The organism is Wandonia haliotis (assembly GCF_039523435.1).
Taxonomy (GTDB): Bacteria; Bacteroidota; Bacteroidia; order Flavobacteriales_D; family Crocinitomicaceae; genus Wandonia; species Wandonia haliotis.
Genome location: NZ_BAAAFH010000022.1, coordinates 783,326 through 809,239 on the forward strand (window position 1 = coordinate 783,326; position 25,914 = coordinate 809,239).

Sequence of the window (25,914 nt, forward strand, 5' to 3'; positions counted from 1 at the left end):
TAACCAATGTATTTTAATTAACTTCGTTAGCCGTTTTTTTTAGTATATTAGGGGAAGAAGAGTAATTAAGTTGAAGTAATGGAAGTAGTTCAGTTGAAAGATGCGTTAAGGACGTATTTTGGATTTGACCAGTTCAAGGGTGAGCAGGAAGCTATTATTACAAATGTTCTTGATGGAAACAACACATTTGTAATTATGCCTACGGGAGGAGGAAAATCTATGTGTTATCAGCTCCCGGCACTCATGATGGACGGAACTGCAATTGTTGTCTCCCCTCTGATTGCCCTTATGAAGAATCAGGTTGATGCAATTCGAAATGTAAGCGAAGAAAACGCTGTAGCTCATTTCCTGAACTCATCGCTAACCAAATCGGAAATCAATCGGGTTAAAGAAGATATTCAGGCAGGAAAAACAAAATTACTTTACGTAGCTCCTGAATCCCTTACCAAACAAGAGAATATTGACTTCCTGACTTCGGTTCCGATTTCTTTCTTTGCAATTGATGAAGCACACTGTATTTCTGAATGGGGACATGACTTCAGACCGGAATACAGGAGATTACGGGAGATATTTGAAAAAATATCAAAAGTTCCCATTATCGCTTTAACAGCGACTGCTACCCCTAAAGTTCAGGTTGATATCCAGAAGAACCTGAATATGATGGATGCAAAATTGTTTAAAGCATCTTTCAACAGAGATAATCTTTTCTATGAAGTACGCCCTAAAAGGGAGGTTGAGAAAGAAATTATTCGTTTCATCCGTCAACACGAAGGGAAATCGGGAATCATTTATTGCCTGTCCCGTAAGAAAGTAGAAGAACTGGCGGAAGTACTCCGGGTAAACGGAATTAATGCTCTTGCCTATCATGCGGGAATGGACGCTTCAACACGCGCCAGACATCAGGATATGTTCCTGATGGAGGACGTAGATGTTATTGTAGCGACTATTGCTTTCGGGATGGGAATAGACAAACCGGACGTACGCTTTGTGATACACCATGATATTCCTAAATCTCTGGAAAGCTATTACCAGGAAACCGGACGTGCCGGAAGAGATGGAGGAGAAGGTCACTGCCTTGCTTTCTACAGCTATAAAGATGTAGAAAAACTAGAAAAATTTCTGCAGGGGAAACCAGTATCTGAAATTGAAATTGGTAAACAATTATTATTTGAAATAGTCTCGTATGCCGAGACTTCCATTTGCAGAAGAAAATATTTACTCCATTACTTCGGAGAGGAATTTGATGACAGCGCCTGCTCTGACATGTGTGACAACTGCAAAAATCCAAAAGAGAGATTTGAAGGCAAAGATGAAGTCCATCTACTTTTGCAAGCAATTGTTGCACTGAATCAAATGCAGAAAAACAAACACATCAGTGCCTTTTTAAGTGGAAACAAAACTTCTGATATTGTCTCCTACAGACATGATCAACATGAACTGTTTGGAAAAGGGAAAGAACATGACGAAGTATTCTGGAATGCGGCGATACGCCAATGTCTTGTTAACGGACTACTCCATAAAGACATTGAATCCTATGGAATTCTGAAGCTGACTGAAAAAGGAATGGATTTTCTGGAAAACCCGGTTTCCTTTCTACTCATTCGCGAGACTGATTATTCAGCAACAGACGATCAGGAAATCATCACACAGGCAGGAGCAAAAGATGCCTTTGATGAAGCATTGTACAAAATGCTGATTGACCTGCGTAAACAGACATCAAAAGCACAAAACGTCCCTCCTTTTGTTGTATTTCAGGAAAATTCGCTCAAAGAGATGGCTTTTCACTACCCAATCACAACGGAAGAACTCACAAATATTCAGGGAGTCGGACAAGGAAAAGCCCTAAGGTATGGAAAGCCTTTTATCAATCTGATTGCAAGATATGTAGAAGAAAATGACATCGACCGGCCACAAGATCTGGTTGTAAAATCCATTGTAAATAAATCAGGACTTAAAGTTCAACTGATTCAGAATATAGACCGGAAACTACCTCTCGAAGACATCTCCAAATCTCAGGGGAAAACAATGGACGAAATCATTGATGAAATTGAAGCCATTGTACTTTCGGGAACAAAAGTGGATATCCGTTATTATCTGGATGACATCCTCGACGAAGAAAATCAGGAAGAAATATTTGACTACTTCCGGGAAGCCGAAACCGATTCTTTAGTTGAAGCCTATAATGAGTTTGACGGAGATTACACAGAGGAAGAATTACGATTGATGCGTATCAAGTTCATGTCTGAAATGGGGAATTAAAAAAGTCCCCAATACGTCAAAGTCTATTGATCAGAGTTTACTGAAGGACAATTTTGTTTCGTCCCAGTTTGATCATTCCTTTCGTTTCCATTTGCTTCAGGATCCGCGAAACAACTTCACGAGTCGTACCCAACTCATCCGCTAACTGTTGGTGTGTAATACTAATCTCTTTGTTGTTATACAGGTTACTCTTCTGTAAGATTAAGTGTTCTAACCGTTGGTCCAGTTTCTGAAACGCGACAAGGTTCACCATTTCGAGTAACTCTTCGAACCTTCTGTGATACAAACGGAACATAAAATCCGTCCACTCCGGATGTTCTTTAATCCACTCACCTGCTTTATCCACAGGAATCAATAGTAATTGCGTTTTCTCTTCAGCTACCGCTTTTACTTTGCTCATCTCCTGATGGAGCCCCCCCAGAAAAGACATAATACAACTTTCACCCGGTTTGATATAGTACAAAAGAATTTCACGCCCGTCAGGATCAGTTCGCATTACCTTCAAACTACCATCAAGAACAATCGGAATAGATCTGATAAAAGATTCTTCATTTAAGATAACATCTCCCGGCTCAAAAGTTTTAACCACACCGGAGTTCTTTACATCATCTTTCAGAACTGACTTGAATAATTCATCAGGAAGTACCATACAACACATTTTTTACGTGTGTCGAAGATACTAATTTTTCACTTACAAAAACCCATCTAAATCTCCTCTTAGTCCTATAGGGATTTAGTCCGACCGCCGTCTACAGGTATATTGATCCCATTAATGTAAGAAGCACTTTCGGAAGCTAAAAAAGCTACTGCGGCAGCAACTTCCTCCGGCTCAGCAATACGTTTCATCGGTGATTCTGCCGCCATTTCAGCAAAAATATCCTCAACAGACTCTCCTGTATTCTCAGCCTTTACAGCGGCAATAGACTGCAAACGAGAAGTATTCGTTGCGCCTGGCAACACATTATTCACTGTAATATTAAAACGCCCCACCTCATTTGCCAGTGTCTTACTCCAATTTGCTACTGCACCACGGATTGTATTTGAGACACCCAGATTCGGTAATGGTTGTTTAACACTTGTAGAAATGATATTAATAATTCTTCCGAAACCTGCATTTTTCATACCCGGAATCAAAGCGGTAGCTAAAATATGATTACAAACCAAATGTTGGTTAAATGCATCTATAAACTCCTGTGGCTTTGCCTGAAGAATAGGACCTCCTTTTGGTCCACCAGTATTATTCACAAGTACATGAGCAACATTACCTGAATTCACCCATTTTGAAACAACCTGTTGAACCGATTGTGGATTTGAAAAATCTGCAACAATGTAGGTATGACTTTGCCCTTCATTTGTTGAAAATCCGGCAATCACCTCTTTGAGCTTCATCTCATTCCTTGCAATCGCAACGATTGAATATCCTAACACGGCTAACGCCTTAGCGCTTTCAAATCCAATTCCTTGCGTAGCTCCACAAACTACTGCTGTTTTACCTAATCCGATCAAAGTCATTCTGTCTGTTTTTTCTAAAAAAAACAAAGATAGGCTATTTGTTAAATTTCTCCTCTTTTTCTTTATTTAACTGATTATTATTATATTCGTTATAATAAATTAATAAACTAGTTGTGATTATGAGAAAGATTTACAAGAGGGCTAAAGTTTTTGCCCTAAGCTTACTCTTCGGAGCCGTCGGCTTCAACACGCAAGCACAGTTTGGCTGTGGCTCGGGTGTTGTAATTACCGATGGATTTACCCAGTCGGGTATAACGACCCCGGGTAACGGAGGTGTTGAAGATTGGAATACCAACCCAACAGGCACTTCCATCGATGAACTTTATTGGGATGATGATGTCTATCTATTTGAATATACATCAGGCAGCTTGGTAGAGGAAATATCCATGACTATATTTTCGCGAAATAGTTGGAATGGAATTGGAATTTTTTCAACCTGTACAGGCACCGAGTTCAGTGGAGAGTTAGATGCCGACGGGAACATTTCGGCTGATGTCTCTACTACAGTAACAGCGACTATACCACCATCTACTACGGTTTACATTGCTATAGGTCAATGGGGAAGCCCAAATGATTTAGATTTTGATGTTACAGATTTCACTGTAACACAAATCCCATGTCCGGATGTAACTGGAATTACGACCGATGATTTATCAGCTACTACCGCTGATATTTCCTGGACAGCCGGTCTTTCCGAAACTTCCTGGAACATTCAATGGGGAGCACCTGGTTTCACACCTGGTAATTCAGAAGAAATCGGGAGTTCTATAGTTACAACAACTCCTGCTTATCAAATTACAGGGTTAACTGAAGTAACCGATTATGAAATCTATATTCAGGCAGACTGTGCTGCTGACGGAACCAGCAACTGGGTTGGACCGTATGCTATCACTACCGAAGCCATTTGTCCGATCGTTTCAAATATTACGCAAGATGCTATAGATTACACGACGGCAGATATTTCCTGGACACCAGGAGGAACGGAAGCTTCGTGGAGTATCGAATGGGGGGCTCCAGGGTTTACCCCAGGAAACTCGGAAGAAATAGGTGCTGACATTTCAGCTTCTCCAAACTACCAGATCACTGGACTTACAGCAGGCACTGGTTATGAAATATATATTCAGGCAGATTGTGACACAGATGGAACAAGCCAATGGGCTGGTCCTTTCTCTATTTACACAGGATATTGTGTTCCTACTTTCACATACACAGGTGACTACACATCTTCTTTTGTAACTATAGATGCAATATCTAACGTTTCCTATTCAGCTTCATCCCAGCCTGCTGGCGGGTATGAAGACCTATCCGCAGGTTCACCTATTGTTAGTCAGGCAGACAGTACGTTCAATTTTACTACTGCATATGTTGGAGGAAGCAATACTTTCAGAATTTGGGTAGATTGGAACAATGACTTCACATTTGATGACGCAGAAGAAGTATATCTGAACTCTGTATCTGGCGCAACTCAATCCGGATCTATCACAATTCCTAACGGAACTGTTTCCGGTGATTATAGAATGCGTATTAGATCAAGATATTCTACAACTGTACCCGGAGCATGTTCTAATGAAACATACGGCTCTGTGATTGACTACACCCTTAGAATTATAGATCCGTTAGTAGCACCTTCTCTTACTCAGGCTGGAGGAACACCTGATTGTAATACAGGGACAGATCTTGATGCAACAGGAACTCCAGATGCAGATATCGAATGGTACTGGCAAACTGATGCGGACGGAACAGCTATGAGTAATCAATATTCAGGTCCATATACTGTTTTTGCAAATGGGACTTACTATTTGAGAGCTTACCATACAATTTATGACTTCTGGTCAGCAGCATCTTCTATTGATGTAACAAATCTACCATTGGCTCCGACACCACCTGCTCCAACTGCAGCGCAGAACCCGGTGTGTGTACCAGGAACTGATATCTCAATGCCTGCACCTCCTGCAGATGTTACTTATTATTGGCAAACAGTAGTTGATGGTGTTTCTACCGATTCACCTGCAGACACGCCCTGGAACATAACCGAAACAGGAACATACTATGTTTCCGCTTTCGAAAGCACGAGCGGATGCTGGTCAGCAACTTCAGAGATTACAGTAACTGTTGACAACCAAATTCCTTTGGCACCTCTAGTAACTCAAGACACCTATAACATTTGTACAGGTGCTACTTCTCAAATTATTGAAGCTACTGCTCCGGCAAGTGGACAAATAAATGAGACAAGTGGAGATATCAACATCAATATTCCTGACAATAATACTACCGGAATTTCATCCGATTTAACAGTATCAGGAATTCCAACTGGTGTTACAGTTGATGAGTTATTTGTTACGATCAACATACAACACACGTTCAATGGAGATTTGGATATCTACTTAGTTGGTGCTAATGGTACTGAAATTGAGCTATCAACAGATAACGGAGGTCTTGGAGACAACTATGTAAATACTGTTTTCAGTTTGAACGGTACAAACCCAATCACAGGTGCTACTGCACCTATGACCGGAACATTTTCTGCTGAAGGAGATATGTCTACTTTAGTTACTGGTTTGTTAAACGGAACCTGGACATTAAAAGTAATTGATGATGCAGGTGGTGACCTTGGAGTTCTTAGAAACTGGTCAATAGAGATTCAATACTCTGCTCCAGTAGCTACAATTGAATGGTTTGACGCCGCAACAGGAGGAAACTCTTTAGGTACTAACAACACACTTGAAACAGTGGGAACATCTGTTCTTTCAAACCCGGCGACTGTTGGTTCTTATAACTTCTATGCAAGTTCTGTTGCAGGAGCTTGTGGTAGTGATGAAAGAACACTTGTAACTATTAACGTGGATAATGTAAATGTACTTGTATCTCCAATTGATGCTACATGTAATGGAGGAGAAGACGGTTCTTTTGAAATTACTTCAATAGAATGTGGTGTTGAACCATTAACCTACTCTGTTAATGGTGGAGCTTTTGGTCCGATACCTACAAATCTTGTTGCAGGTACTTATACAATCGTTGCTCAGGATGATAATGGTGATGTAAGCTCTGATGTTACAATCACTATTGCAGAACCGGATGCTATTACTGACTTCTCTGCAGAAGCAATTGCATTTGATCAGGTTGAACTTACCTGGACTACAACTGGTCTTGAAGGTGAGTGGATTGTTGAGTACGGTGAAGCCGGGTTTACTCCTGGAACAGGAACTTTTGTTACTGTAACAAACAATCCAGCTGTTATTGATCAATTGGATGAGAACACAGAATATGACTTCTATATTCAACCTTCATGTGCTCCCGGAACATCAGGTGAACAAGTTGGTGCAGCGAGTGCTGTAACATTCTGTACTCCAATAGCTGCTGCTGGTTGGTGTGAAGGGTTCGAAACAGATTCTCCAACATTAGATTGCTGGACAGTTCTTAACGAAAATGAAGATGACAATGAGTGGACACTATACACCGGATATGCAAACTCCGGAACTTACTCAGCAGGTCTTTATACAGATTACAACGGCGGAAACAATGACGACTGGTTAATCACACCACAAGTGACATTGACTGGAAACGAAGTTCTTTCGTTCTTCTACCGGGTTAGAAGTTCTTCTGAACCAAATGACTTCAGAGTACTTCTTTCAACAACTGGTAAAAACCCAGCCGATTTTGATCAGGTACTTATGGACTTGTCTTCATATAACAACACAACGTATGAAGACACACTGATTAATCTTTCTGCATACACAGGAAATGTGTTTATCGCATTCCATGTGCCTTCAGGAGGTCTTGACGGATACTATCTGTACATCGATGATGTTTGTATTGATATTTGTACTCCTCAAGCCAGTCAGGATGGAGAGTTAGATGTATGTTCTCTTGACGAAACCATTGATCTTAATACGATTATTACTCCGGGAGAAACTACAGGTACATGGAGTTTCGATGTAAACCCAAGTGCATTAAACGGATCTACACTTACAGTAGATGCTCTTCCTGCCGGAACATATCAGGCAATGTACACTGTTCAAACCTTCTGTCCTGCAGAAGCTGATACAGCATACGCAACGATTAATCTTTACGGAAGATCAAGCGCAGGGAATAACAGTAGTGTTGCTACATGTAACTACGGACCATTTAACCTGTTCGACGGTCTTACAGGATCAGTTGATTTAGGTGGTACATGGTACGATCCATCAAACACTGCACTCCCAGGAGCTATAGTAACGTTCAATGGTCAAATCGCAGCGAACTACAACTATTATTATGTAGTTTCTAATGGCGTTTGTCCTGCGGATACAGCGTACGTTGAAATACAACTTCAGGATTGTGCAAGCATTGCAGAAAATGAACTGGCAGGATTTGCTCTGTATCCAAACCCAACTTCTGATGTTGTAAACATTCAGTACAGCGGTGCGGCAATCAATACGGAAGTGATTCTGTCCGATTCCAAAGGATCTGTGATTCTGAATGAAAAAGTTAACTTCAAGACTGAAGACAACTACGAAATCGATATGACAAATCTTGTTAAAGGTGTTTACTTCCTAAACATCTATAGCGAGTCAGGATCGAAAGTAATTCGGGTTGTAAGAAACTAGAAAATAACAAATAATTGAATCAGCGGGGGCATATATTGCTCCCCGCTTTTTTTGTATTCAACACCTAGCCCTCAAAACCTCCTAATTAACTGACTATCAAAAACAAGTAGCTAACCATTTATATTCCCCTTTAGGAATACACTTATATTCTTAGAAATCACTGATTATATTCGTATTTTCGCGCACGAATTAATTAAACTAGTTGTAATAATGAGAAAGATTTACAAAAGGGCTAAAGTTTTTACCCTAAGCTTACTCTTCGGAGCCGTCGGCTTCAACACACAAGCGCAGTTTGGCTGTGGCTCGGGTGTTGTAATTACCGATGGATTTACCCAGTCGGGCATAACGACCCCGGGTAACGGAGGTGTTGAAGATTGGAATACCAACCCAACAGGAACTTCCATCGATGAACTTTATTGGGATGATGATGTCTATCTCTTTGAATATACATCAGGCAGCTTGGTAGAGGAAATATCCATGACTATATTTTCACGAAATAGTTGGAATGGAATTGGAATTTTTTCAACCTGCACAGGCACTGAGTTCAGTGGAGAGTTAGATGCCGACGGAACCACCACATCTAATACATCAAAAACTGTAACCACTATCATCCAACCATCTACTACAGTTTACATTGCTGTAGGTCAATGGGGAAGCCCAAATGGTTTAGATTTTGATGTTACAGAATTTACTGTAACACAAATCCAGTGCCCAAATGTAACTGGAATTACGGCCGATGATTTATCAGCTACTACCGCTGACATCTCCTGGACAGCCGGTCTTTCTGAAACTTCCTGGAACATTCAATGGGGAGCACCAGGGTTTACTCCTGGTAATTCAGAAGAAATCGGGAGTTCTACAGTTACAACAACTCCTGCTTATCAAATTACAGGGTTAACTGAACTAACCGATTATGAAATCTATATTCAGGCTGACTGTGCCGCGGATGGAACCAGTTCTTGGACATCAGTATTTGAATTTACTACACCTTGTTCTCCATTATCAGCTCCATTCGCAGAGAACTTCAACTCAGGACTTCTTCCTACATGTTGGATAAACAGCTCTTCGAATGAAACTACTACCGGATTATGGAAATTTTCCGAAAGTCCGGATTATGATAGCGGAAACACTGTAAACCCCGGAGAATTTGCATGGGTAGATGGATCTAGCCCCTATGTCGCGGATGTTACACTTACATCTCCAATAATTGATGTAAGCTCCTTAACAATGCCACTATTGAGTTTTGAGTTCTTTTCAAACAATACAAGTTCTTATTTGAATAATATACTTACTGTTGAATTGTTAGAAATAGGTGGTAGTTGGACGGAGATCTTTTCAAACAACACCAATAGTAGTGAATGGAGAGAAATTTCGATAGTTCTAAGCTCACTAACTTCCAACCTGATACAAGTTCGATTCATTGTAGACAAAACGCCTGCCGGTTCTAATGCCTACTACAATGATATATTACTTGATAATGTAAGCATTGAAGAAACACCTTCGTGTCTACACCCTTCTCAACTTTCATTTGACGATTTCACAGCCTCTACAATTGATATTTCGTGGACTATAGGTAATACTGAAACTTCCTGGAATATAGAATGGGGAACTACAGGTTTCACTCCCGGAACAGGAGCCGAAGTAGGAAGTGATGTTGAAAATGCAACTCCTCAATACCAAATCACAGGTTTAAATCCAGGAGATTCTTATGAAGTATACATTCAGGCAGATTGTGGAGCGGATGGAACAAGCCAATGGGTAGGTCCACTTGAAGTAACTATTCCTATCTCTGGTTCCGTTTGTGAAATACCATTGGAAGTTACAACACTTCCATACAACACAACAGGATCAACTGATCTATATGGGGACAATTATAGCGGCGCACCAGGAACTTCTTGTGGAACAACAGGTAATTATTTAAATGGAGATGACGTTGTGTATAGTTACACAGCTGATTTTGATGGATTGATTAATGTTTCTATGATTCCTACCGCAAGTTGGTCAGCTATTTTTGTTTATCTTGACTGTGCTGATATCGGATCTAACTGTTATGCAGGAGAAGCAGCTATAGGAACAGCTGAGCGTAACTTTGATATCATTGTAAATAACGGTCAAACCTATTACTTTGTTATATCAACAAACGCAGCTCCTCAGAGTACAGGGTACGAGTTTACGCTTACACCAATATTATGTCCAGATCCAACTGATCTTATCTCTACAAATACTACCATTAGTAGTATTGACGTTTCGTGGACAGAAGGTAATTCAGAGACAAACTGGAATATCCAATGGGGTCCGAATGGTTTTACTCCCGACTCAGGGGATGAATTAGGAACTGATGCTGTAAACGGTTCTCCAGAATACCAAATTTCAGGCTTACAAGATGGTACAATCTACGATATTTATGTACAGGCAGACTGTGGATCAGGTGAGATCAGTGAATGGGTAGGACCAATTCAGGTTCAAACAATCTGTTTACCAATGTCAGCTATTGGTTTCTGCGAATCATTTGAATCTGATTCCGAAACACAAGGCTGCTGGACAATTCTTAACGAAAATGAAGATGACAATGAGTGGGCACTATACACCGATTATGCAAACTCGGGAACTTACTCAGCAGGTCTTTATACAGATTACAACGGTGGAGACAATGACGACTGGTTAATAACACCAGAGTTAACATTAACAGGAAACGAAGCTCTTTCGTTCTTCTACCGGGTTAGAAGTTCTGGTGAACCAAATGACTTCAGAGTACTCCTTTCAACAACAGGTAAGAATCCTGCTGATTTTGATCAGGTACTTATGGATCTGGCTTCATATGACAATACAGCATATGAGGACACACTGATTAATCTTTCTGCATACACAGGAAACGTGTTTATCGCATTCCATGTGCCTTCAGGAGGTCTTGACGGATACTATCTCTACATCGACGATGTTTGTATTGATGTTTGTACTCCACAAGCCAGCCAGGATGGTGAATTAGACGTATGTATTCTTGACGAAACACTTAATCTAAATACAGTTATTACTCTGGGTGAAAACTTTGGAACATGGAGTTTCCCTTCACATCCAACTTTGTTAAACGGAGCTGCTGTTGACGTTTCTTCGCTTCCTACAGGTAGCTATGAGGCAATGTATACAGTCGAAACTTTCTGCCCGGCAGAGGCTGATACGGCTTATGCAACTTTCAACATATATCCTCCTTCAAGTGCAGGAGATAATAGTACTGTCTCAACTTGTAACTACGGTCCATTCTCGTTATTTGATGGTCTTACAGGTAATGTTGATTTAGGTGGTACATGGTACGATCCTTCAAATACTGCACTTCAAGGTAACCTGGTAACATTCAATGGCCAAATCGCAGCAAACTATAACTACTATTATGTAGTTTCTAATGGCGTTTGTCCTGCGGATACAGCGTACGTTGAAATACAACTTCAGGATTGTGCAAGCATTGCAGAAAATGAGCTGGCAGGATTTGCTTTGTATCCAAACCCAACTTCTGATGTTGTAAACATTCAGTACAGCGGTGCGGCAATCAATACGGAAATGATTCTGTCCGATTCCAAAGGATCTGTGATTCTGAATGAAAAAGTTAACTTCAAGACTGAAGACAATTACGAAATCGATATGACAAATCTTGTTAAAGGTGTTTACTTCTTAAACATCTACAGCGAGTCAGGATCGAAAGTAATTCGGGTTGTAAGAAACTAGAAAATAACAAATAGTTGAATCAGCGGGGGGTATGGATTGCTCCCCGCTTTTTTGTATCTATTCTTTTGTAAAAACTTCTATTTTTCCCTGTGTCATGAAAATTCATTAAATTCACCCAACAAAAGTTAATTATTATGACAGCTCCTTTTAATCTTCAGAAATGGATAGACGAGAACAGAGACTTATTAAAACCCCCAGTTGGTAATAAGAATTTGTATAAAGAAGCTGGTGATTTTATTGTTATGATTGTCGGTGGACCTAATGCCCGAAAAGACTACCATTACAATGAGTCGGAAGAACTCTTCTACCAATTGGAAGGAGATATACTTGTAAAAATACAAGAGAATGGAAAAGCGAAAGACATTCCTATCAAACAGGGGGAAATGTTTTTACTTCCTGCAAATGTACCCCATTCACCAATACGGGGAGCGAATACAGTCGGGCTTGTTATAGAAAAAGTCCGGAAAGGAACTGATTTACAGGATGGGTTAATGTGGTTCTGCGAAAAGTGCAACACAAAACTTCACGAATATCGCTTTCCTCTTTCAAATATTGAAAATGATTTTCTTCCGCGATTTAAAGAGTTCTATACTTCTGAGGAACTAAGAACGTGTTCAAATTGTGGGCATGTTATGGAAGCGGATGAGCGTTTTATATAACTTCTAACAAATATAATATTCCCCATTTTTCTGAACAGATCACTTGTTTTATCTGAGTAGGTTTACATGGCCATTAATTCGATGAGGGATTAAGTCCGGTCCTTTATACTCTATAACCCAAATATAGGTACCATCCGGAACTATTTTTCCTCCATAGGTACCATCCCAACCGATGTTAAAATTATTACTTTCAAAGATAATCTCGCCCCATCGATTAAAGATCTTCAGGTTATACTCTTTTATATTCCCCCCTTCTGCTTTAAAAACGCCATTGAATTTATTCCCATCCGGTGTAAATGTATTCGGCACATAAATAATTGCATCAAAATGGATGGTAATATCATCTTTTGCAATACATCCGTTCTCATTGACAAAAGTAACAGTGTAAGTAATAGTTTCTTCAGGGTAGGCCGAACTTGCCTGACAATTCGGGCAACTCAAAAACTCAGAAGGACTCCATGAATAAGTTCCCTCTCCTACTCCTTTTGCTGAAATATCAATAGGATCTCCCGGAAATCCATAATAGTCAGGAGAAGTTTGCACAAAAGCCGGAGGAAATAAATCAACAAATACACCTGCAGTATCTGTACAGCCATTATCATCTGTTATGTACACAATATAGCGCGTCGGCAAAGAAGGTTGTACGGTTACATTTGCTGCTCCCTGTGGATACAAACCTTCAGAAGGAGTCCATTCGTAAGCCACACCTCCGTCTGCCCACAAAAAAGCTACCTCACCGGGACAAATAATAGTGTCATTTCCTGCGAGAGACTCCACCTGGATTACATTCACATAAAAACTATCGGGAGTTTCGCCACAGGCATTATAGCCGACAAGATAGTACCACATGCTTTCATCAGGCCACACACTAATCTCAGAACCTGAAAGAGAAGATATATTTATATCCGGACTCCATTCATAGGTGTTTGCCCCGGATGCAATTACAAGCGCCTCATCACCATAACACAAGTCCAGAGAATCAATCAAATCAATCACAGGAACCATTGTATCAACCTGTATATACAAATCTCCTGAAACCTCACAACCATCAGTCGTTATCCCTTCAACAGATATAGTTGTTGAATTTTCAGGAAAAATAGTTGTGGGATAAGACCCTGAGTTTGAAAACACATCGGAGGGTGACCAAATAATACTTTGGAGATTGCCAAGACTCAAATCAACGGGAATTGTATCCCCGCGGCACAAAATCGTATCGGCAATGATCTCCAGTTGGGCCTCATATACTTCAACCAACACTTCGGAGGTATCAGATCCGCATTCGTTAGAAATAACAACTTCAAAAGTGGTTGTTTCTTCTATCGAGGCGATTGGATTAGCAATATTGGGATTATTCAGCAAGTTAGCAGGAGACCACTCATACGTATCTCCTCCCGATGCAGATAACTGAACCTGTGTTCCAGGACAAACCGGATCAGATATGGTTTGTACTTCCCCGCCAAACTCACGAATTGAAATATCAAAATAAGCTGTATCCGATTGATAACAATTATTTGTATCAATAACCACCAGCATTACCTGATAATCACCCGGTCCTGCATACAAATGAGAAGGATTTATCTCCGTTGAAGTATTTCCATCACCAAAATCCCAGAAAAACTGGTTCCCATTGCTTGAACTATTCTGAAATATAACCGGATTCGGAAGACAGACAATTGGTTCTGTATCTCCTATGGCAGCCTCCATTATACTTAAATCAAACTTAAAGGCAGCCAGGTTACAGTTTGTACTCTGAACAGAAGGCGACCACACTCCGGGAGTGGTCGTAAAACCATTTGTTGTTGATCCACAGGAACCACAAACGGCATGATAAATTGTCCCGTTCTTATCAAATCTTGATGTTCCTCCGTCAACATGATTAGCACTACTTGCTACCCCTCCCATATAAGTCGCATACTTCAAATATGCCGCATCTCCATCCAATACTGCAATATAAAAATTACTTCCGTTGGTATTGCTTTGGTAGGCGTCAGGAGTAGTTGGAAAATTATTAGAAGAACTGGATGTAGCCAATGAGTTTTGGACATTCGTCTGACCTCCCCAGCCCGATAAGTAGATATCATAACAATCCGAGACAAGAAAAGCTGTCGGAGAGATCTCCGGATTTCCTGTTCCCGCTCCAATCGTAGTTGACCAAAATGAATTCGTAAGGTTCGTCGAAAGTTTATGAATAAACTGCCCTGAGTTCGGAATACCCCAAACACCACCTGCATTCGGATAATTACCATCTGTTTGCCCCATGACATATACATTATTGTCAAGGTCAACCTGCACAAAATATCCCTGATCATACTGAGACGTGCCTAACATAGTCGCATTCAATACAGTACCCGTAACTGAATTAATACGGACAACATAAGCATCTTCATTGCCAATACTGTTTGTTGTGAGACCTCCCTGCCCCCAATTCAACGTCGGGCTCGTTGTTCCTCCGGCCATGTATAAATCTCCACCAGGAGAAATCTGAATTGAATTCCCCGATTCAAACCCGGATCCACCATAATAACTTGAAAAGTTCAGTATTGAGAGATCCGGAGATAATTTACCGTACACAGCATCCTGAACACCTGACAGACTCCCTGATGCCATTGGAAAATCTCCTGAGCGTGTTGTAGATGCAAAGTATACATTCGAATTATCATCCACCGTGATTTCTCCCCTGAAACAGTCTCCGTAGTTATAGGCAAGGTTACTGCTATAGCTCAACCCATCATTATTACTCCCACCGATATATGTACTTCCCAATAGCGTATTCCCTCCGGGACTGAGTTTTGCGATATACAAATCTGACCCGTTAAAAAATAAAAAGGGGGTGACTCCTACACCTCCGTTAAACGTTGTCTGAAACCCATTGGAAGTAACCGGAAAATTTGAAGAGGCTGTCGCTCCAAGTACGTATAACTCTCCTGCAGCATTCGTTACAATACTATGTGGCGTTTCGTTCCGGGAACCTCCCAAAAAAGTACTATACAAATTCTGAGTTCCATCCGGGTTAAATTTCGTTATACTGATATCAAAACCGGCGATCAGCCCTGTCATATCCCCTCCATTAAACGTCCCGTCAAAAACACCAGTCGTAACAGGATAACCTGTGCCAAAGACGATTCCTCCCCCATACAAATTTGACCAGGGGTCAGGACAGGCCGTAAACCCCCAATTATCGGAAGTTGCACCAGTAAATGAGGAGAATGTCAACTCCGGATCGATTACCAGTGTTTTTTCGCTGTCATACTCTCCAAGAGCAAAATAAACCTCACCTTTATCCAATACAAAATCACAACTAACCGATGTCCTATTTCCTTCTTCATCAACTGTCCAGGCAACGGGACTTGACTCTTTTATCAGTCCAAAAACAGACGCAACAAGTAATTCCCCGTCTTCTGAAATCTGAACATTTTCACTCCCCTCTATCTTGTAGCGAATAATATCAGGATCAATTCCCGGATTCACTATAAAAGAATATTTCAGCACATCTTCTTTTCCCTCATACACGACCCTAATACCCGGGTAAATCTCTGCTAATTCTGCTCCCTTTACACTGTGTATATTGGATTTCCACTTAGTTGAATCATTCCCCAAAAAATAGTTTCTGTAATAACCTACCTGATTTCTCTCCAAAACTTCCTCTGGAGCCTCTGCTCCAATAAATGTTGTTCGGATCACCTGACGTCGATAGGCGTTCTCAGGAAGTTCATTCGTATGATCGTGTGCCTCATCTCCATGCGTATGGGACTTATGATAATCGAACAGATTAAATGTCATTCCTTTTTTTTCGATCAGAATTTCTCCTGAAACCAACTCTGTTTTGTACAACACATTCTCATGCCATTGCCCCCTGTTTGGGTGCAACAGAACCTGCGTATTAGCTGAGAATGAAATCAATGTACCAATAAGCAAAAGGATGGTCTTGAAATTTACCAACATTTAATCATCTAGTTTACACGAATATAACGTTTTAACTTTAGACGTAAAAAAACACAAATAGTTTCCTTTTCCGGGGTTTTTATCATTTTCCCTGATTCCCTCTGCAAAAAATCGAATATCGGAGGATAAAAGCCTAATGGTTATGTCAGAAAAAAATTAAACCGTATTTTTGCAAAAAATTCAGCTTTTTGTCATGAGCGATGCTATAAAACACGAGTGCGGAATTGCACTTTTACGATTGAAAAAACCCCTTCAATTTTATCTGGATAAGTACGGAACAGCTTTTTACGGCCTCAATAAAATGTATCTTCTGATGGAGAAACAGCATAACAGAGGACAAGATGGAGCTGGTCTCGCAAATATCAAGTTAAATATGAAGCCGGGGCAGCGATACATCAGCCGCCATCGTTCAATAGACGCAAAGCCTATTCAGGACATATTCTCCAAAATCAATCACCGGTTTAAGGAAATCGAAGAAAAAAACCCTGAATTATTAAAGGATGTAGAATATCTAAAAGAAAATGCCGGATTTACCGGAGAATTATTTTTAGGACATCTTCGCTACGGAACATTCGGAAGAAACAGCATTGAAAGTTGCCACCCCTTCCTGCGGCAAAGTAACTGGATGACTCGAAACCTTGTTGTTGCCGGGAACTTTAACCTGACAAATGTTGATGAACTTTTTAATGTCCTCGTAACGATCGGTCAGCATCCAAAAGAGAAATCCGATACGGTGACCGTTATGGAAAAAATCGGACATTTCCTTGATCTGGAGAACGAACGATTATTCCAAGACTATAAGAAAATGGGGTATTCCAACGAAGAAATTTATGCACGTATCTCAGCGCAACTGAATATTGAAAACATTCTGAAAAAGGCTTCTGAAGACTGGGATGGTGGTTATGCAATGTCGGGATTGTTGGGACATGGAGATGCGTTTGTCCTTAGAGATCCGAGCGGAATCCGTCCGGCATTTTGGTATGAAGATGAAGAAGTTTGCGTGGTAGCCTCTGAACGACCTGTCATCCAAACTGCATTTAATATTCAGCGTGACGCCATAAAAGAGCTGATGCCGGGGCATGCCCTTATTATCAAAAAAGATGGTTCTGTGGCTGAAACGCTGATCAATACACCACTTGAAAGAAAAAGCTGTTCATTTGAACGGATTTACTTCTCAAGAGGGAATGACCATGACATATACAATGAAAGAAAAAAACTGGGGAACCTTGTTTGTTCCCAGGTTTTAAAAGGAATCGATTATGATTTGGATAATTCGGTATTCTCTTTTATTCCGAATACAGCGGAAACTGCTTTCTACGGTATGATCAAAGGTCTTGAGGATCATTTGAACGACCGAAAATTTGACAAGATAAAACAACTGGGAGACAACCCATCCGAAGAAGAACTCAAACGTATAATCTATCAACGTGCGCGAATCGAGAAAATAGCTATTAAAGATGCTAAACTCAGAACATTTATCACACAGGATGATGCCCGTGACGATATGGTTGCTCACGTATATGACATAACATACGGATCTGTTGTCCGAGATAAAGACAATCTTGTTGTTATCGATGACTCTATCGTTCGGGGAACTACTCTCCGCCAAAGTATTCTGAAAATACTTGATCGTCTTGGTCCTAAGAAAATAATTGTTGTTTCATCAGCACCACAAATTCGTTTTCCCGATTGTTATGGAATCGACATGGCAAAAATGGGAGATTTCATTGCCTTCCAGGCCATAATAGAGCTTTTGAAAGAAAATGGAAAATCGTATGTAATTGATGAAGTTTACCGGAAGTGCAAGGAACAGGAAGCCCTTCCAAAAGAACAAATCAAGAATTACGTTAAAGAAATATACGATCATTTCTCTTATGAGGAAGTATCTCAGAAGATCGCCGAATTATTAACTCCTCCTGATATTCATGCGGAGGTTGAGATTATCTATCAAACAGTAGAAGATCTGCACAAAGCCTGTCCTGAAAATCTGGGAGACTGGTACTTCACAGGAAATTATCCAACTCCGGGGGGAAACAAAGTTGTAAACCGCGCGTTCATTAACTATGTTGAAGGAAAGAATGAGCGGGCATACTAAAGACTAAAGCAGCCGATGAGAAGGCAAACGTCTGTCATATTTTACGCGTTAACCGCCTATGTATTATTACAATTCGGATGGTGGGGATTTCATCTCATTGATCTTACTCAGGAGTTAAATAATGATCCTGAACACCTGAGTAAGCGTGCTTTGATGATTTTGGGCGAAGGCACCGTTTTTTTCATTATTGTTTTTTTCGGATTATGGAAAATACAGTCTTCCATAAAAAAGGAACTGGAGCTCAGTGCAAAACAACAGAACTTTGTTCTTTCCATAACGCATGAATTAAAAACGCCAATCGCAGCTGTAAAACTATATCTCCAAACACTTGGGAAAAGAAGTTTACAAGAAGAAAAACGCGATGAGATACTTAGAAAAGCACTTCTGGAGAATAATCGTCTCGAACACATGATTGAGAATGTGCTTACTGTTGCGCGGATTGAGAATCAGGCTTTCCGTTTTCATCCGGAGCCGGTTACGATTTCCGAAACAATAGAAGAAGTTATCTCTTCTGTATGTGCATTTGATACCTGTAAAGTTTCTATTGATTGCCCGAAAGATCTTGTTTATAAAACGGACAAGTTTGCACTTCACACCATCCTGTCTAATCTCACGGAAAATGCGCTCAAATATGCAGGGAAGGATTGCGAAATAACTATTCATTGTAATCGATCAGAAGGAAGGCTTCATTTGAACTTTTCCGACAATGGTCCCGGAGTTCCCGAAGAAAAGCTAAAGAGTATCTTTCAGCGTTTTCTCCGGCTTGAAAATGAAGAAACCCGCAATTCGAAAGGAGCCGGACTGGGGTTATATATTGTCAATCAATTTGTTTTGGGACAAGGGGGAACAATTTCAGTAAAAAACAAAAAGACTTCAGGTCTCTTGTTTTCGATTTCTCTGTAACACCTAACTAATTCATCTACTGATAACAATACCCAGCGTTAAGTATTCTTAACATTTTTATTTCAATTCCATCGAAGAAAATACACTAAATTTACCATGGTAATATTTTACCACTTAGGTAAGTAGCATAAAATGAGTAAATCGAAAGACTTAGGCACACGTAGCATTCCTCAACTTCTGGCTTCACAATCCATTCCTGCAGCAATCGGCTTCATGGTTATGACCCTTAATATGGTTGTGGACACCATTTTTGTCGGACAGTATATCGGAAAACTAGCGATCGGAGCCATCTCTGTTGTTATGCCTATCTCTTTCCTTATGTCTTCTGTAGGAATGGCAATCGGAATTGGTGGTTCTTCTATCGTTTCACGAGCTTTCGGAGCAAAAGATCAGGAAAAAGCACAATTAACCTTCAATAATCAGATTTCACTGACCCTAATCCTTATTACAATCATTCTCGCAGGTGGATATATTTTCTATGAACCAATAATTACATTATTCGGAGCGCAAGGAGATCTTTTCTCGTTTTCTGAAAGTTATTACCTGATTACATTACTCGGAATTCCTTTTCTTAGTCTTGCCATGATGGCAAACAATAACCTTAGAGCTGAAGGTAAGCCCAGAGTTGCTATGCTCATATTAATCATCCCCAGTGTTGTTAACATGTTTATGGACTGGGTTTTAATTGTTCTGTTCGATATGGGAATAGAAGGAGCTGCATGGGCGACAACATTATCCAATGTTGCTGCAGGAAGCTTTATGATCTTTTATTATCTGAGTGGAAAAACAGAACTACGAGTTACCCCTTCCCTCTTTCGACTAAAGAAAAACATTGTCAATGAAATTACCCGATTGGGACTTGTCAGCCTGATGCGACAGGGATCTATTAGTTTGTTAACAATTGTATTGAACCACAGCCTGTTTTATTATGGAAATCAAGCCGGAATAGGCGGTGAAACAGCGATCAGTATTTATGCCATCCCTAATAGGATTGCCATGTTTGCTTTCTTTCCGTTGATTGGTCTTTCGCAAGGTTTTATTCCGATAGCCGGGTTTAACTATGGAGCCCAATCCTATAAGCGGGTAAAAGAAGTAGTACGACTAGCCATTGTATGGGGCTTAATTATAGCCGGGTTCCTCACATTACTTTTACTGTTGGGGTCTAATTTCATTCCTACCATTTTTGCTAATGAGCAGGAGGTTGATCTGTTACATTATGCTCCTCAGGCAATTTTTGTTATTTTCTTTGCCACTCCGGTAGTCATCTTTCAATTGATCGGATCCAGTTATTATCAGGCGATAGGCAAAGCAATGCCCGCACTGTTTCTGGCATTGACAAAACAATTCTTCTTCCTGACTCCTTTCGTATTGATTTTTCCGCTTTTCGCAGGATTTGAAGGAATCTGGTATGCCTTCCCGGCAGCAGATATCATGTCAGCTCTTATTTGCTATTATTTTTTACGGATAGGAATGAAAAAACTGGATACCAAACAAATAAATACAGAAACAAGTTTGGCAAACTAGTCGTTTTTCATAATTTAGACACTAAAAAGTGTTTAAATATCCCTTTTCATTTTTACTTCTTTTAGTTTTCTCCGCCTGTTCACTCCCCGCTCAAGTCACAGGAGATCAACTATTGGCAAATCATTCAGAGGACTCTCTATTTACTTTCGAGTCCAACTTTCTTCCCTACTCTCAGGATACGACAACTATTCTGCATCATTCAGGGTTTAGTCTTTGTTACGCCGAACAACATAAACAATCGAGGTGGGTCTGTTATTATCTCGATTCTTCAAGGATGAAAAAAGTAGTTTCACGAACGGACAATTTCAAACCTGATCCATTGCTACAAAATGGAACAGCGACCGTTTCCGATTATAGAAAAAGTGGATACGACAGAGGACATCTTGCCCCTGCTGCGGACATGGCCTGGTCTGAAATCTCCATGCACGAGTCTTTTTATTTCAGTAATATCAGTCCCCAGATACCCGCATTCAATAGAGGAGTATGGAAACGACTGGAAGAACAGGTACGAAACTGGGTCAATGACACCACAACTCTTTTCATTACAACAGGTCCTGTTCTCAAAGACTCATTGCCATGCATCGGTACAGGCGTCAGTATTCCGAAAGCTTACTACAAAGCACTTTTATCTGTTTCTAAGTCTGGTAATATAAAGAGCATTGCTTTTATTCTGGAGAATGCATCATCGACCGCTCCACTTATCAACTTTGCATTGTCAGTTGATTCTCTTGAAAATCTTACAGGGTTAGACTTTTTCTATGCGTTACCGGACGAAATGGAAAAAAGAATTGAATCTGAACTCTGTATCCCCTGTTGGTTTAAAGAATAGCACTATCACCCCAAACTACTTATGAATACAAATTGGAAGAAAGTACTTGGTCCGGGAATTCTCTTTGCGTCAACAGCCATCGGTGTTTCTCACCTGGTTCAATCCACGCAGGCAGGCGCTCAATTTGGACTCAGTCTTTTATGGGCAATTTTACTTGCCAACATTTTAAAGTTTCCCTTTTTTGAGTATGGTTCCAGATACGCATCCGTAAAAGGAGCGTCTATTCTAAAAGGATATTACGAACTTCACAAAATATGGTTATACCTGTACCTTCTCATCACATTTGTATCGATGTTCTTTGTTACTGCCGGAGTTGGTGTTATCACTTACGGTTTCATGGAGCATTTATTTAGTCTTAATGAAATAACCGGTATTAATCATTTTACACTCTACTTACTGTTTGCTCTTTCTACAGCTATACTATGGTTCGGAAGGTTTTCCACACTGGATAGTCTGATCAAAATTCTTGCAGTAATTCTGTTTATAACAACTGTCACTGTATTTATCACCGTTTGTGTTGGCGGACCAAAAGGAAGTGATCAGCTCTTTCCAGAATGGAATCAGGATATGACGGCTTTCCTCCTACCTCTAATGGGATGGATGCCTACTGCCCTTGATTTGTCTGCCTGGAATAGCATCTGGACTGTTGAACGGATCCATTATTCGGGTTACAAACCCACATTAAAGGAAACTCTGCGGGAGTTTAACTTTGGTTATTGGGCTTCAGCTACTCTGGCCATATTCTTCATGATAACAGGAGCATTTTTAATTTATGGAACCGGGCAGAAAATGCCATCCAAACCAGCTGAGGTCAGTGAATTTGTTGTCAGTATATATACCCGTACAGCAGGTGAATGGATCAGATACATCATTTCATCTGCTTCTTTCTCCATCATGTTTTCTACCTTCATAACTGTACTGGATGGTTATAGCCGAAGCATCAGTTATTCACTTTCATTACTCTCTACCCGGGAATTACGCCCCAATCAAATGTATCGACCTACACTGATTCTCTTATCAATAGGAGGGTTACTTTTATTACTTTCTTTTCTGAATGCGCCTAATGGATTAAAAGGAATACTGAACATTTCCACTATTCTCTCCTTCCTTATTGCCCCGGTTATTGCTATTCTGAACTTCAGAATCGTACAAAAAGACATTCTTGGTTCTGCTAATGCACCGGGACTATTTTTACGAATAGTAAGTTATGCCGGCATTATTTACTTACTGGCATTTTCTGTCTATTATCTCTACGGATTATTAAAAGGGGGCTAGAATCTGAAATTTTTAAGCTTTTCGATTTCCACTATCTCTATCATTGAACCTCGAACATTGATCCATCCATCGGTCTTAAATTCGGATAAAATCCGGATCACAGATTCAGTAGCTGTACCTACAATAGAAGCTAACTCGTCTCTGGAAATTGCCATAGCGAAACGATTATCTGCAGATTCACTGTATTTATCATACAAACGAACTAAAGCATTCGCAACTCTTTTTCTCACGGTATCATACGCCAGTTCGATCAATTCCTGTTCGCGAACCAAAATGTTGTTGGCAAGGAGTTTCATAAATGAGGACGCCACCTCCCTGTTTGCCAGGATAACATTAAAGAATTCATCTCTGGAAATAAGCGCAAGCTTCGTATCTTCCAATGCTGATGCATAATCCGTATAAGGCTGATCCTGTAGCAACTCAAAATACCCGAAATAATCTCCGGGAGAATACAATTCTGTTACAAACTCTTTCCCATCATCATTTACCCGATACGTACGGACCTTTCCCTCCAGAACATAATAAATAAAAGTCGGTGTATCTCCCTCAAAGAAAATCTGTTCCTTTCTGGTAAACAATTTAGTCCTTGCATTCAGCGCCAGTTCTTTCAAACCTTCCAGAGACTGTGTCTTACGAACAAACTCATCCAAATTCGGGCGCCCTGAAGCCAGCTCTTTAATTGCCTCACTACGTTTCAATCGTGTTTCAATCGCATCCAGCAACTCCATTTCATTAAACGGCTTTGTAAGGTAATCATCTGCACCCTGGGTCATCCCCTTTCTCATATCTGACTTTTCTGCTTTTGCAGAAAGAAAAATGAAAGGAATAGCCGAAGTCTCAGCATTCTTTGAAAGATAATACAGAACTCCATAACCGTCCAGTTCCGGCATCATGATATCACACAAAACCAGATCAGGCATCTCTTTTTTCACCAGTTCAACTCCTGCTCTTCCGTTTTCTGCTGTTTTTATCTGATAATTTGCTAATTCAAGAATCTCTTGAATGTTTTCGCGCATCTCCGTATTATCTTCTATTACTACTATTTTTTTCATGTGTTTGTGGCGGGTATTTTAACAATAAAAGTAGCTCCTTCATTATTCTTGCTGACAAAGCTAATCTCTCCGTTCAACATGTCCAAATATTTTCGGACAATGAACAAACCTAATCCGGTTCCCTGGATATTTGTTGCATTTTTAGCTCTGAAAAAGCGTGTAAACATTAGTTCTTGTTCTTCTTCCGGTATTCCGATACCGTGATCCCGAACGGCAATCTCTATTCCCCCCTGATCTTCTGACCACTCTACTTCTATCGGGCTTCCCTCCTGCGAGTATTTACTTGCGTTACTAATTAGGTTAATCATAATGCCTTTCACAAAGAAAGGGTCTGAGTAAATGGAAACAGCATCTCCGTTCAGAGTAATTTGTTGCCCCTCTTTAACCGCTCCCATCATATCCTCTCGTATCTCCCGGATACATTCCTGTATATCAAATTCACAAAGCTTAACTTCCTGCTTACCGGACTCCAGTTTCTCGAGCGACAAAAAATCATTCAACAGATTCGTTAGATGTCCAACGGTATTCCTGATCCGGTCTGCATGCTTTTCTATTCGTTCAGAATTATCATTCTCCAAATATCGTTTAATGAGTCCGGCTGAAGAAGAAATAGTTGTAAGTGGGGTTCTGAATTCATGCGATGCCATTGAGACAAATCGGGATTTCAATTCACTCAATTGTCTTTCCTCCCTGAGGTTATTTTCCAGGTGTTCTGCATTTTTTCGCTGTTGCGTGATGTTATTTTCTACAACCAATATATTGGATACATTACCTGAAGAGTCATTTAGCAAAATAGCACTAACAGAGTAAAACTGGTCGTTTCTGGAGATTTCAATCATTTCCGCTAAGCCGGTTTCCTGAAGATTATCCAGAAGAGCCTTTACTTTTTCCGAATCCTCCACACATAGAGAAGGATAGTTCTTCCCTATATATTCCTCCGATCGTTTCGAATGTCGTTCCAGTTCTTTTCCTTCAACAAAACGAATTCGGTATTCCGAGTCTACAATGTAAATTATTCCCGAAGGATAATTCTTGGCAATACTTTTATAAAGCTGCTCACTCTCAAACAATGCCCGCGAGCGTTCCTCTACCAGCTCCTCCAGGTGTTGATTCATCTTCAGCACCTCATCCTGTGCTCTTTTACGAACTGAAATATCAGAAACCAACGCAAGAACCATGGTTTCTTCTTTCGAGTTTTTTATATAGTTCAAACTTACTTCTACCGGGAAATCGGAACCATCCTTCCTTCTTCCCCACAGATTCATCCCCGACCCCATATTCCGTTTTGAAGGTCGGTCAATATAAGAATCTCTGTGTTGTTGGTGTACTCCGTGAAAACGCCCCGGAATAAGAATCTCAATCACATTTCCTATTAGCTCCCCCTCACCATAACCAAACATCTCCTCTGTACGGGGATTTATCAAACGAATAACACCGGTATGATCCACCAGTATTAGCCCTTCAAGAATAGATTCAAATACGATTTTGTAAATTCCTTCCACTTCGACTAGATTTCGCTACTAAAGTAAAAGAATTTTCTGTAGAATTCCGAACGAAAAGT

Annotated in this window: 14 protein-coding genes; 9 read left to right on the forward strand and 5 right to left on the reverse strand. The window is 40.3% G+C overall.

The features are described 5' to 3' along the window. Window positions 1-78: 78 nt before the first annotated feature. The gene (gene recQ, locus ABDZ97_RS16155) at window positions 79-2,259 is read left to right on the forward strand and encodes a DNA helicase RecQ (protein ID WP_343790224.1); all 2,181 of its coding nucleotides are present in this window, start codon (window positions 79-81) and stop codon (window positions 2,257-2,259) included. Between the two features lie 37 nt (window positions 2,260-2,296). Here recQ and ABDZ97_RS16160 read toward each other — a convergent pair whose 3' ends face one another. Together ABDZ97_RS16160 and ABDZ97_RS16165 are read right to left on the reverse strand one after the other, a co-directional pair. Continuing rightward, window positions 2,297-2,908 carry a Crp/Fnr family transcriptional regulator gene (locus ABDZ97_RS16160; RefSeq protein ID WP_343790227.1) on the reverse strand — a complete coding sequence of 204 codons (612 nt, stop codon included), beginning with the start codon at window positions 2,906-2,908 and terminating at the stop codon, window positions 2,297-2,299. 74 nt (window positions 2,909-2,982) lie between these two features. Further along, entirely contained in the window at window positions 2,983-3,771 is a 789-nt protein-coding gene (locus tag ABDZ97_RS16165) for an SDR family oxidoreductase (protein WP_343790230.1), read from the reverse strand. Window positions 3,772-3,890: 119 nt separating this feature from the next. Between ABDZ97_RS16165 and ABDZ97_RS16170 the strand changes: the two genes are divergently transcribed. The 3 genes from ABDZ97_RS16170 (at window position 3,891) to ABDZ97_RS16180 (ending at window position 12,733) form a co-directional block, all read left to right on the forward strand. Further along, window positions 3,891-8,357: a T9SS-dependent choice-of-anchor J family protein gene (locus ABDZ97_RS16170; protein ID WP_343790233.1), complete on the forward strand. Its 4,467-nt coding sequence runs from the start codon at window positions 3,891-3,893 to the stop codon at window positions 8,355-8,357. A 210-nt stretch (window positions 8,358-8,567) separates the two neighbouring features. Next, window positions 8,568-12,074, forward strand: a complete 3,507-nt coding sequence (locus ABDZ97_RS16175; protein WP_343790235.1) for a T9SS-dependent choice-of-anchor J family protein — start codon at window positions 8,568-8,570, stop codon at window positions 12,072-12,074. Between the two features lie 134 nt (window positions 12,075-12,208). Beyond that, a complete protein-coding gene (locus ABDZ97_RS16180) occupies window positions 12,209-12,733 on the forward strand; it encodes a 3-hydroxyanthranilate 3,4-dioxygenase (RefSeq protein WP_425542673.1) in 525 nt (174 codons plus the stop codon). A 48-nt stretch (window positions 12,734-12,781) separates the two neighbouring features. Here the strand turns inward: ABDZ97_RS16180 and ABDZ97_RS16185 are convergent, their stop codons facing one another. Beyond that, entirely contained in the window at window positions 12,782-16,675 is a 3,894-nt protein-coding gene (locus ABDZ97_RS16185; protein WP_343790238.1) for a DUF7948 domain-containing protein, read from the reverse strand. 193 nt (window positions 16,676-16,868) lie between these two features. Here ABDZ97_RS16185 and ABDZ97_RS16190 point away from each other — a divergent pair, with 193 nt between their 5' ends. From ABDZ97_RS16190 to ABDZ97_RS16210, 5 genes are all read left to right on the forward strand, one after another. Further along, entirely contained in the window at window positions 16,869-18,770 is a 1,902-nt protein-coding gene (locus ABDZ97_RS16190; protein ID WP_343790241.1) for an amidophosphoribosyltransferase, read from the forward strand. Between the two features lie 15 nt (window positions 18,771-18,785). After that, on the forward strand, window positions 18,786-19,673 hold the full coding sequence (locus ABDZ97_RS16195; RefSeq protein WP_343790244.1) for a sensor histidine kinase: 888 nt from the start codon (window positions 18,786-18,788) through the stop codon (window positions 19,671-19,673). A gap of 132 nt (window positions 19,674-19,805) precedes the next feature. Further along, window positions 19,806-21,197 carry an MATE family efflux transporter gene (locus ABDZ97_RS16200; protein WP_343790247.1) on the forward strand — a complete coding sequence of 464 codons (1,392 nt, stop codon included), beginning with the start codon at window positions 19,806-19,808 and terminating at the stop codon, window positions 21,195-21,197. A gap of 28 nt (window positions 21,198-21,225) precedes the next feature. After that, window positions 21,226-22,026 (forward strand): DNA/RNA non-specific endonuclease, encoded by an 801-nt coding sequence (locus ABDZ97_RS16205; protein WP_343790251.1) that lies wholly within the window; start codon window positions 21,226-21,228, stop codon window positions 22,024-22,026. Between the two features lie 21 nt (window positions 22,027-22,047). Then, window positions 22,048-23,301 carry an NRAMP family divalent metal transporter gene (locus tag ABDZ97_RS16210; protein ID WP_343790254.1) on the forward strand — a complete coding sequence of 418 codons (1,254 nt, stop codon included), beginning with the start codon at window positions 22,048-22,050 and terminating at the stop codon, window positions 23,299-23,301. Here ABDZ97_RS16210 and ABDZ97_RS16215 read toward each other — a convergent pair. Continuing rightward, window positions 23,298-24,353, reverse strand: a complete 1,056-nt coding sequence (locus tag ABDZ97_RS16215) for a response regulator (protein WP_343790257.1) — start codon at window positions 24,351-24,353, stop codon at window positions 23,298-23,300. The two genes, ABDZ97_RS16210 and ABDZ97_RS16215, sit on opposite strands and share 4 nt — an antisense overlap. Beyond that, window positions 24,350-25,855, reverse strand: coding sequence for a sensor histidine kinase (locus tag ABDZ97_RS16220; RefSeq protein ID WP_343790260.1), 1,506 nt, complete (start codon window positions 25,853-25,855; stop codon window positions 24,350-24,352). Before ABDZ97_RS16220 ends, ABDZ97_RS16215 begins: the two co-directional genes overlap by 4 nt. Window positions 25,856-25,914 lie beyond the last annotated feature (59 nt).

What these genes read in the sequence shown, in the direction of transcription:
- recQ (WP_343790224.1), top strand. Translation starts at nt 79, where the DNA reads ATGGAAGTAGTTCAGTTGAAAGATGCGTTAAGGACGTATTTTGGATTT.
- ABDZ97_RS16160 (WP_343790227.1), bottom strand. Translation starts at nt 2,908, where the DNA reads ATGGTACTTCCTGATGAATTATTCAAGTCAGTTCTGAAAGATGATGTA.
- ABDZ97_RS16165 (WP_343790230.1), bottom strand. Translation starts at nt 3,771, where the DNA reads ATGACTTTGATCGGATTAGGTAAAACAGCAGTAGTTTGTGGAGCTACG.
- ABDZ97_RS16170 (WP_343790233.1), top strand. Translation starts at nt 3,891, where the DNA reads ATGAGAAAGATTTACAAGAGGGCTAAAGTTTTTGCCCTAAGCTTACTC.
- ABDZ97_RS16175 (WP_343790235.1), top strand. Translation starts at nt 8,568, where the DNA reads ATGAGAAAGATTTACAAAAGGGCTAAAGTTTTTACCCTAAGCTTACTC.
- ABDZ97_RS16180 (WP_425542673.1), top strand. Translation starts at nt 12,209, where the DNA reads ATGACAGCTCCTTTTAATCTTCAGAAATGGATAGACGAGAACAGAGAC.
- ABDZ97_RS16185 (WP_343790238.1), bottom strand. Translation starts at nt 16,675, where the DNA reads ATGTTGGTAAATTTCAAGACCATCCTTTTGCTTATTGGTACATTGATT.
- ABDZ97_RS16190 (WP_343790241.1), top strand. Translation starts at nt 16,869, where the DNA reads ATGAGCGATGCTATAAAACACGAGTGCGGAATTGCACTTTTACGATTG.
- ABDZ97_RS16195 (WP_343790244.1), top strand. Translation starts at nt 18,786, where the DNA reads ATGAGAAGGCAAACGTCTGTCATATTTTACGCGTTAACCGCCTATGTA.
- ABDZ97_RS16200 (WP_343790247.1), top strand. Translation starts at nt 19,806, where the DNA reads ATGAGTAAATCGAAAGACTTAGGCACACGTAGCATTCCTCAACTTCTG.
- ABDZ97_RS16210 (WP_343790254.1), top strand. Translation starts at nt 22,048, where the DNA reads ATGAATACAAATTGGAAGAAAGTACTTGGTCCGGGAATTCTCTTTGCG.
- ABDZ97_RS16215 (WP_343790257.1), bottom strand. Translation starts at nt 24,353, where the DNA reads ATGAAAAAAATAGTAGTAATAGAAGATAATACGGAGATGCGCGAAAAC.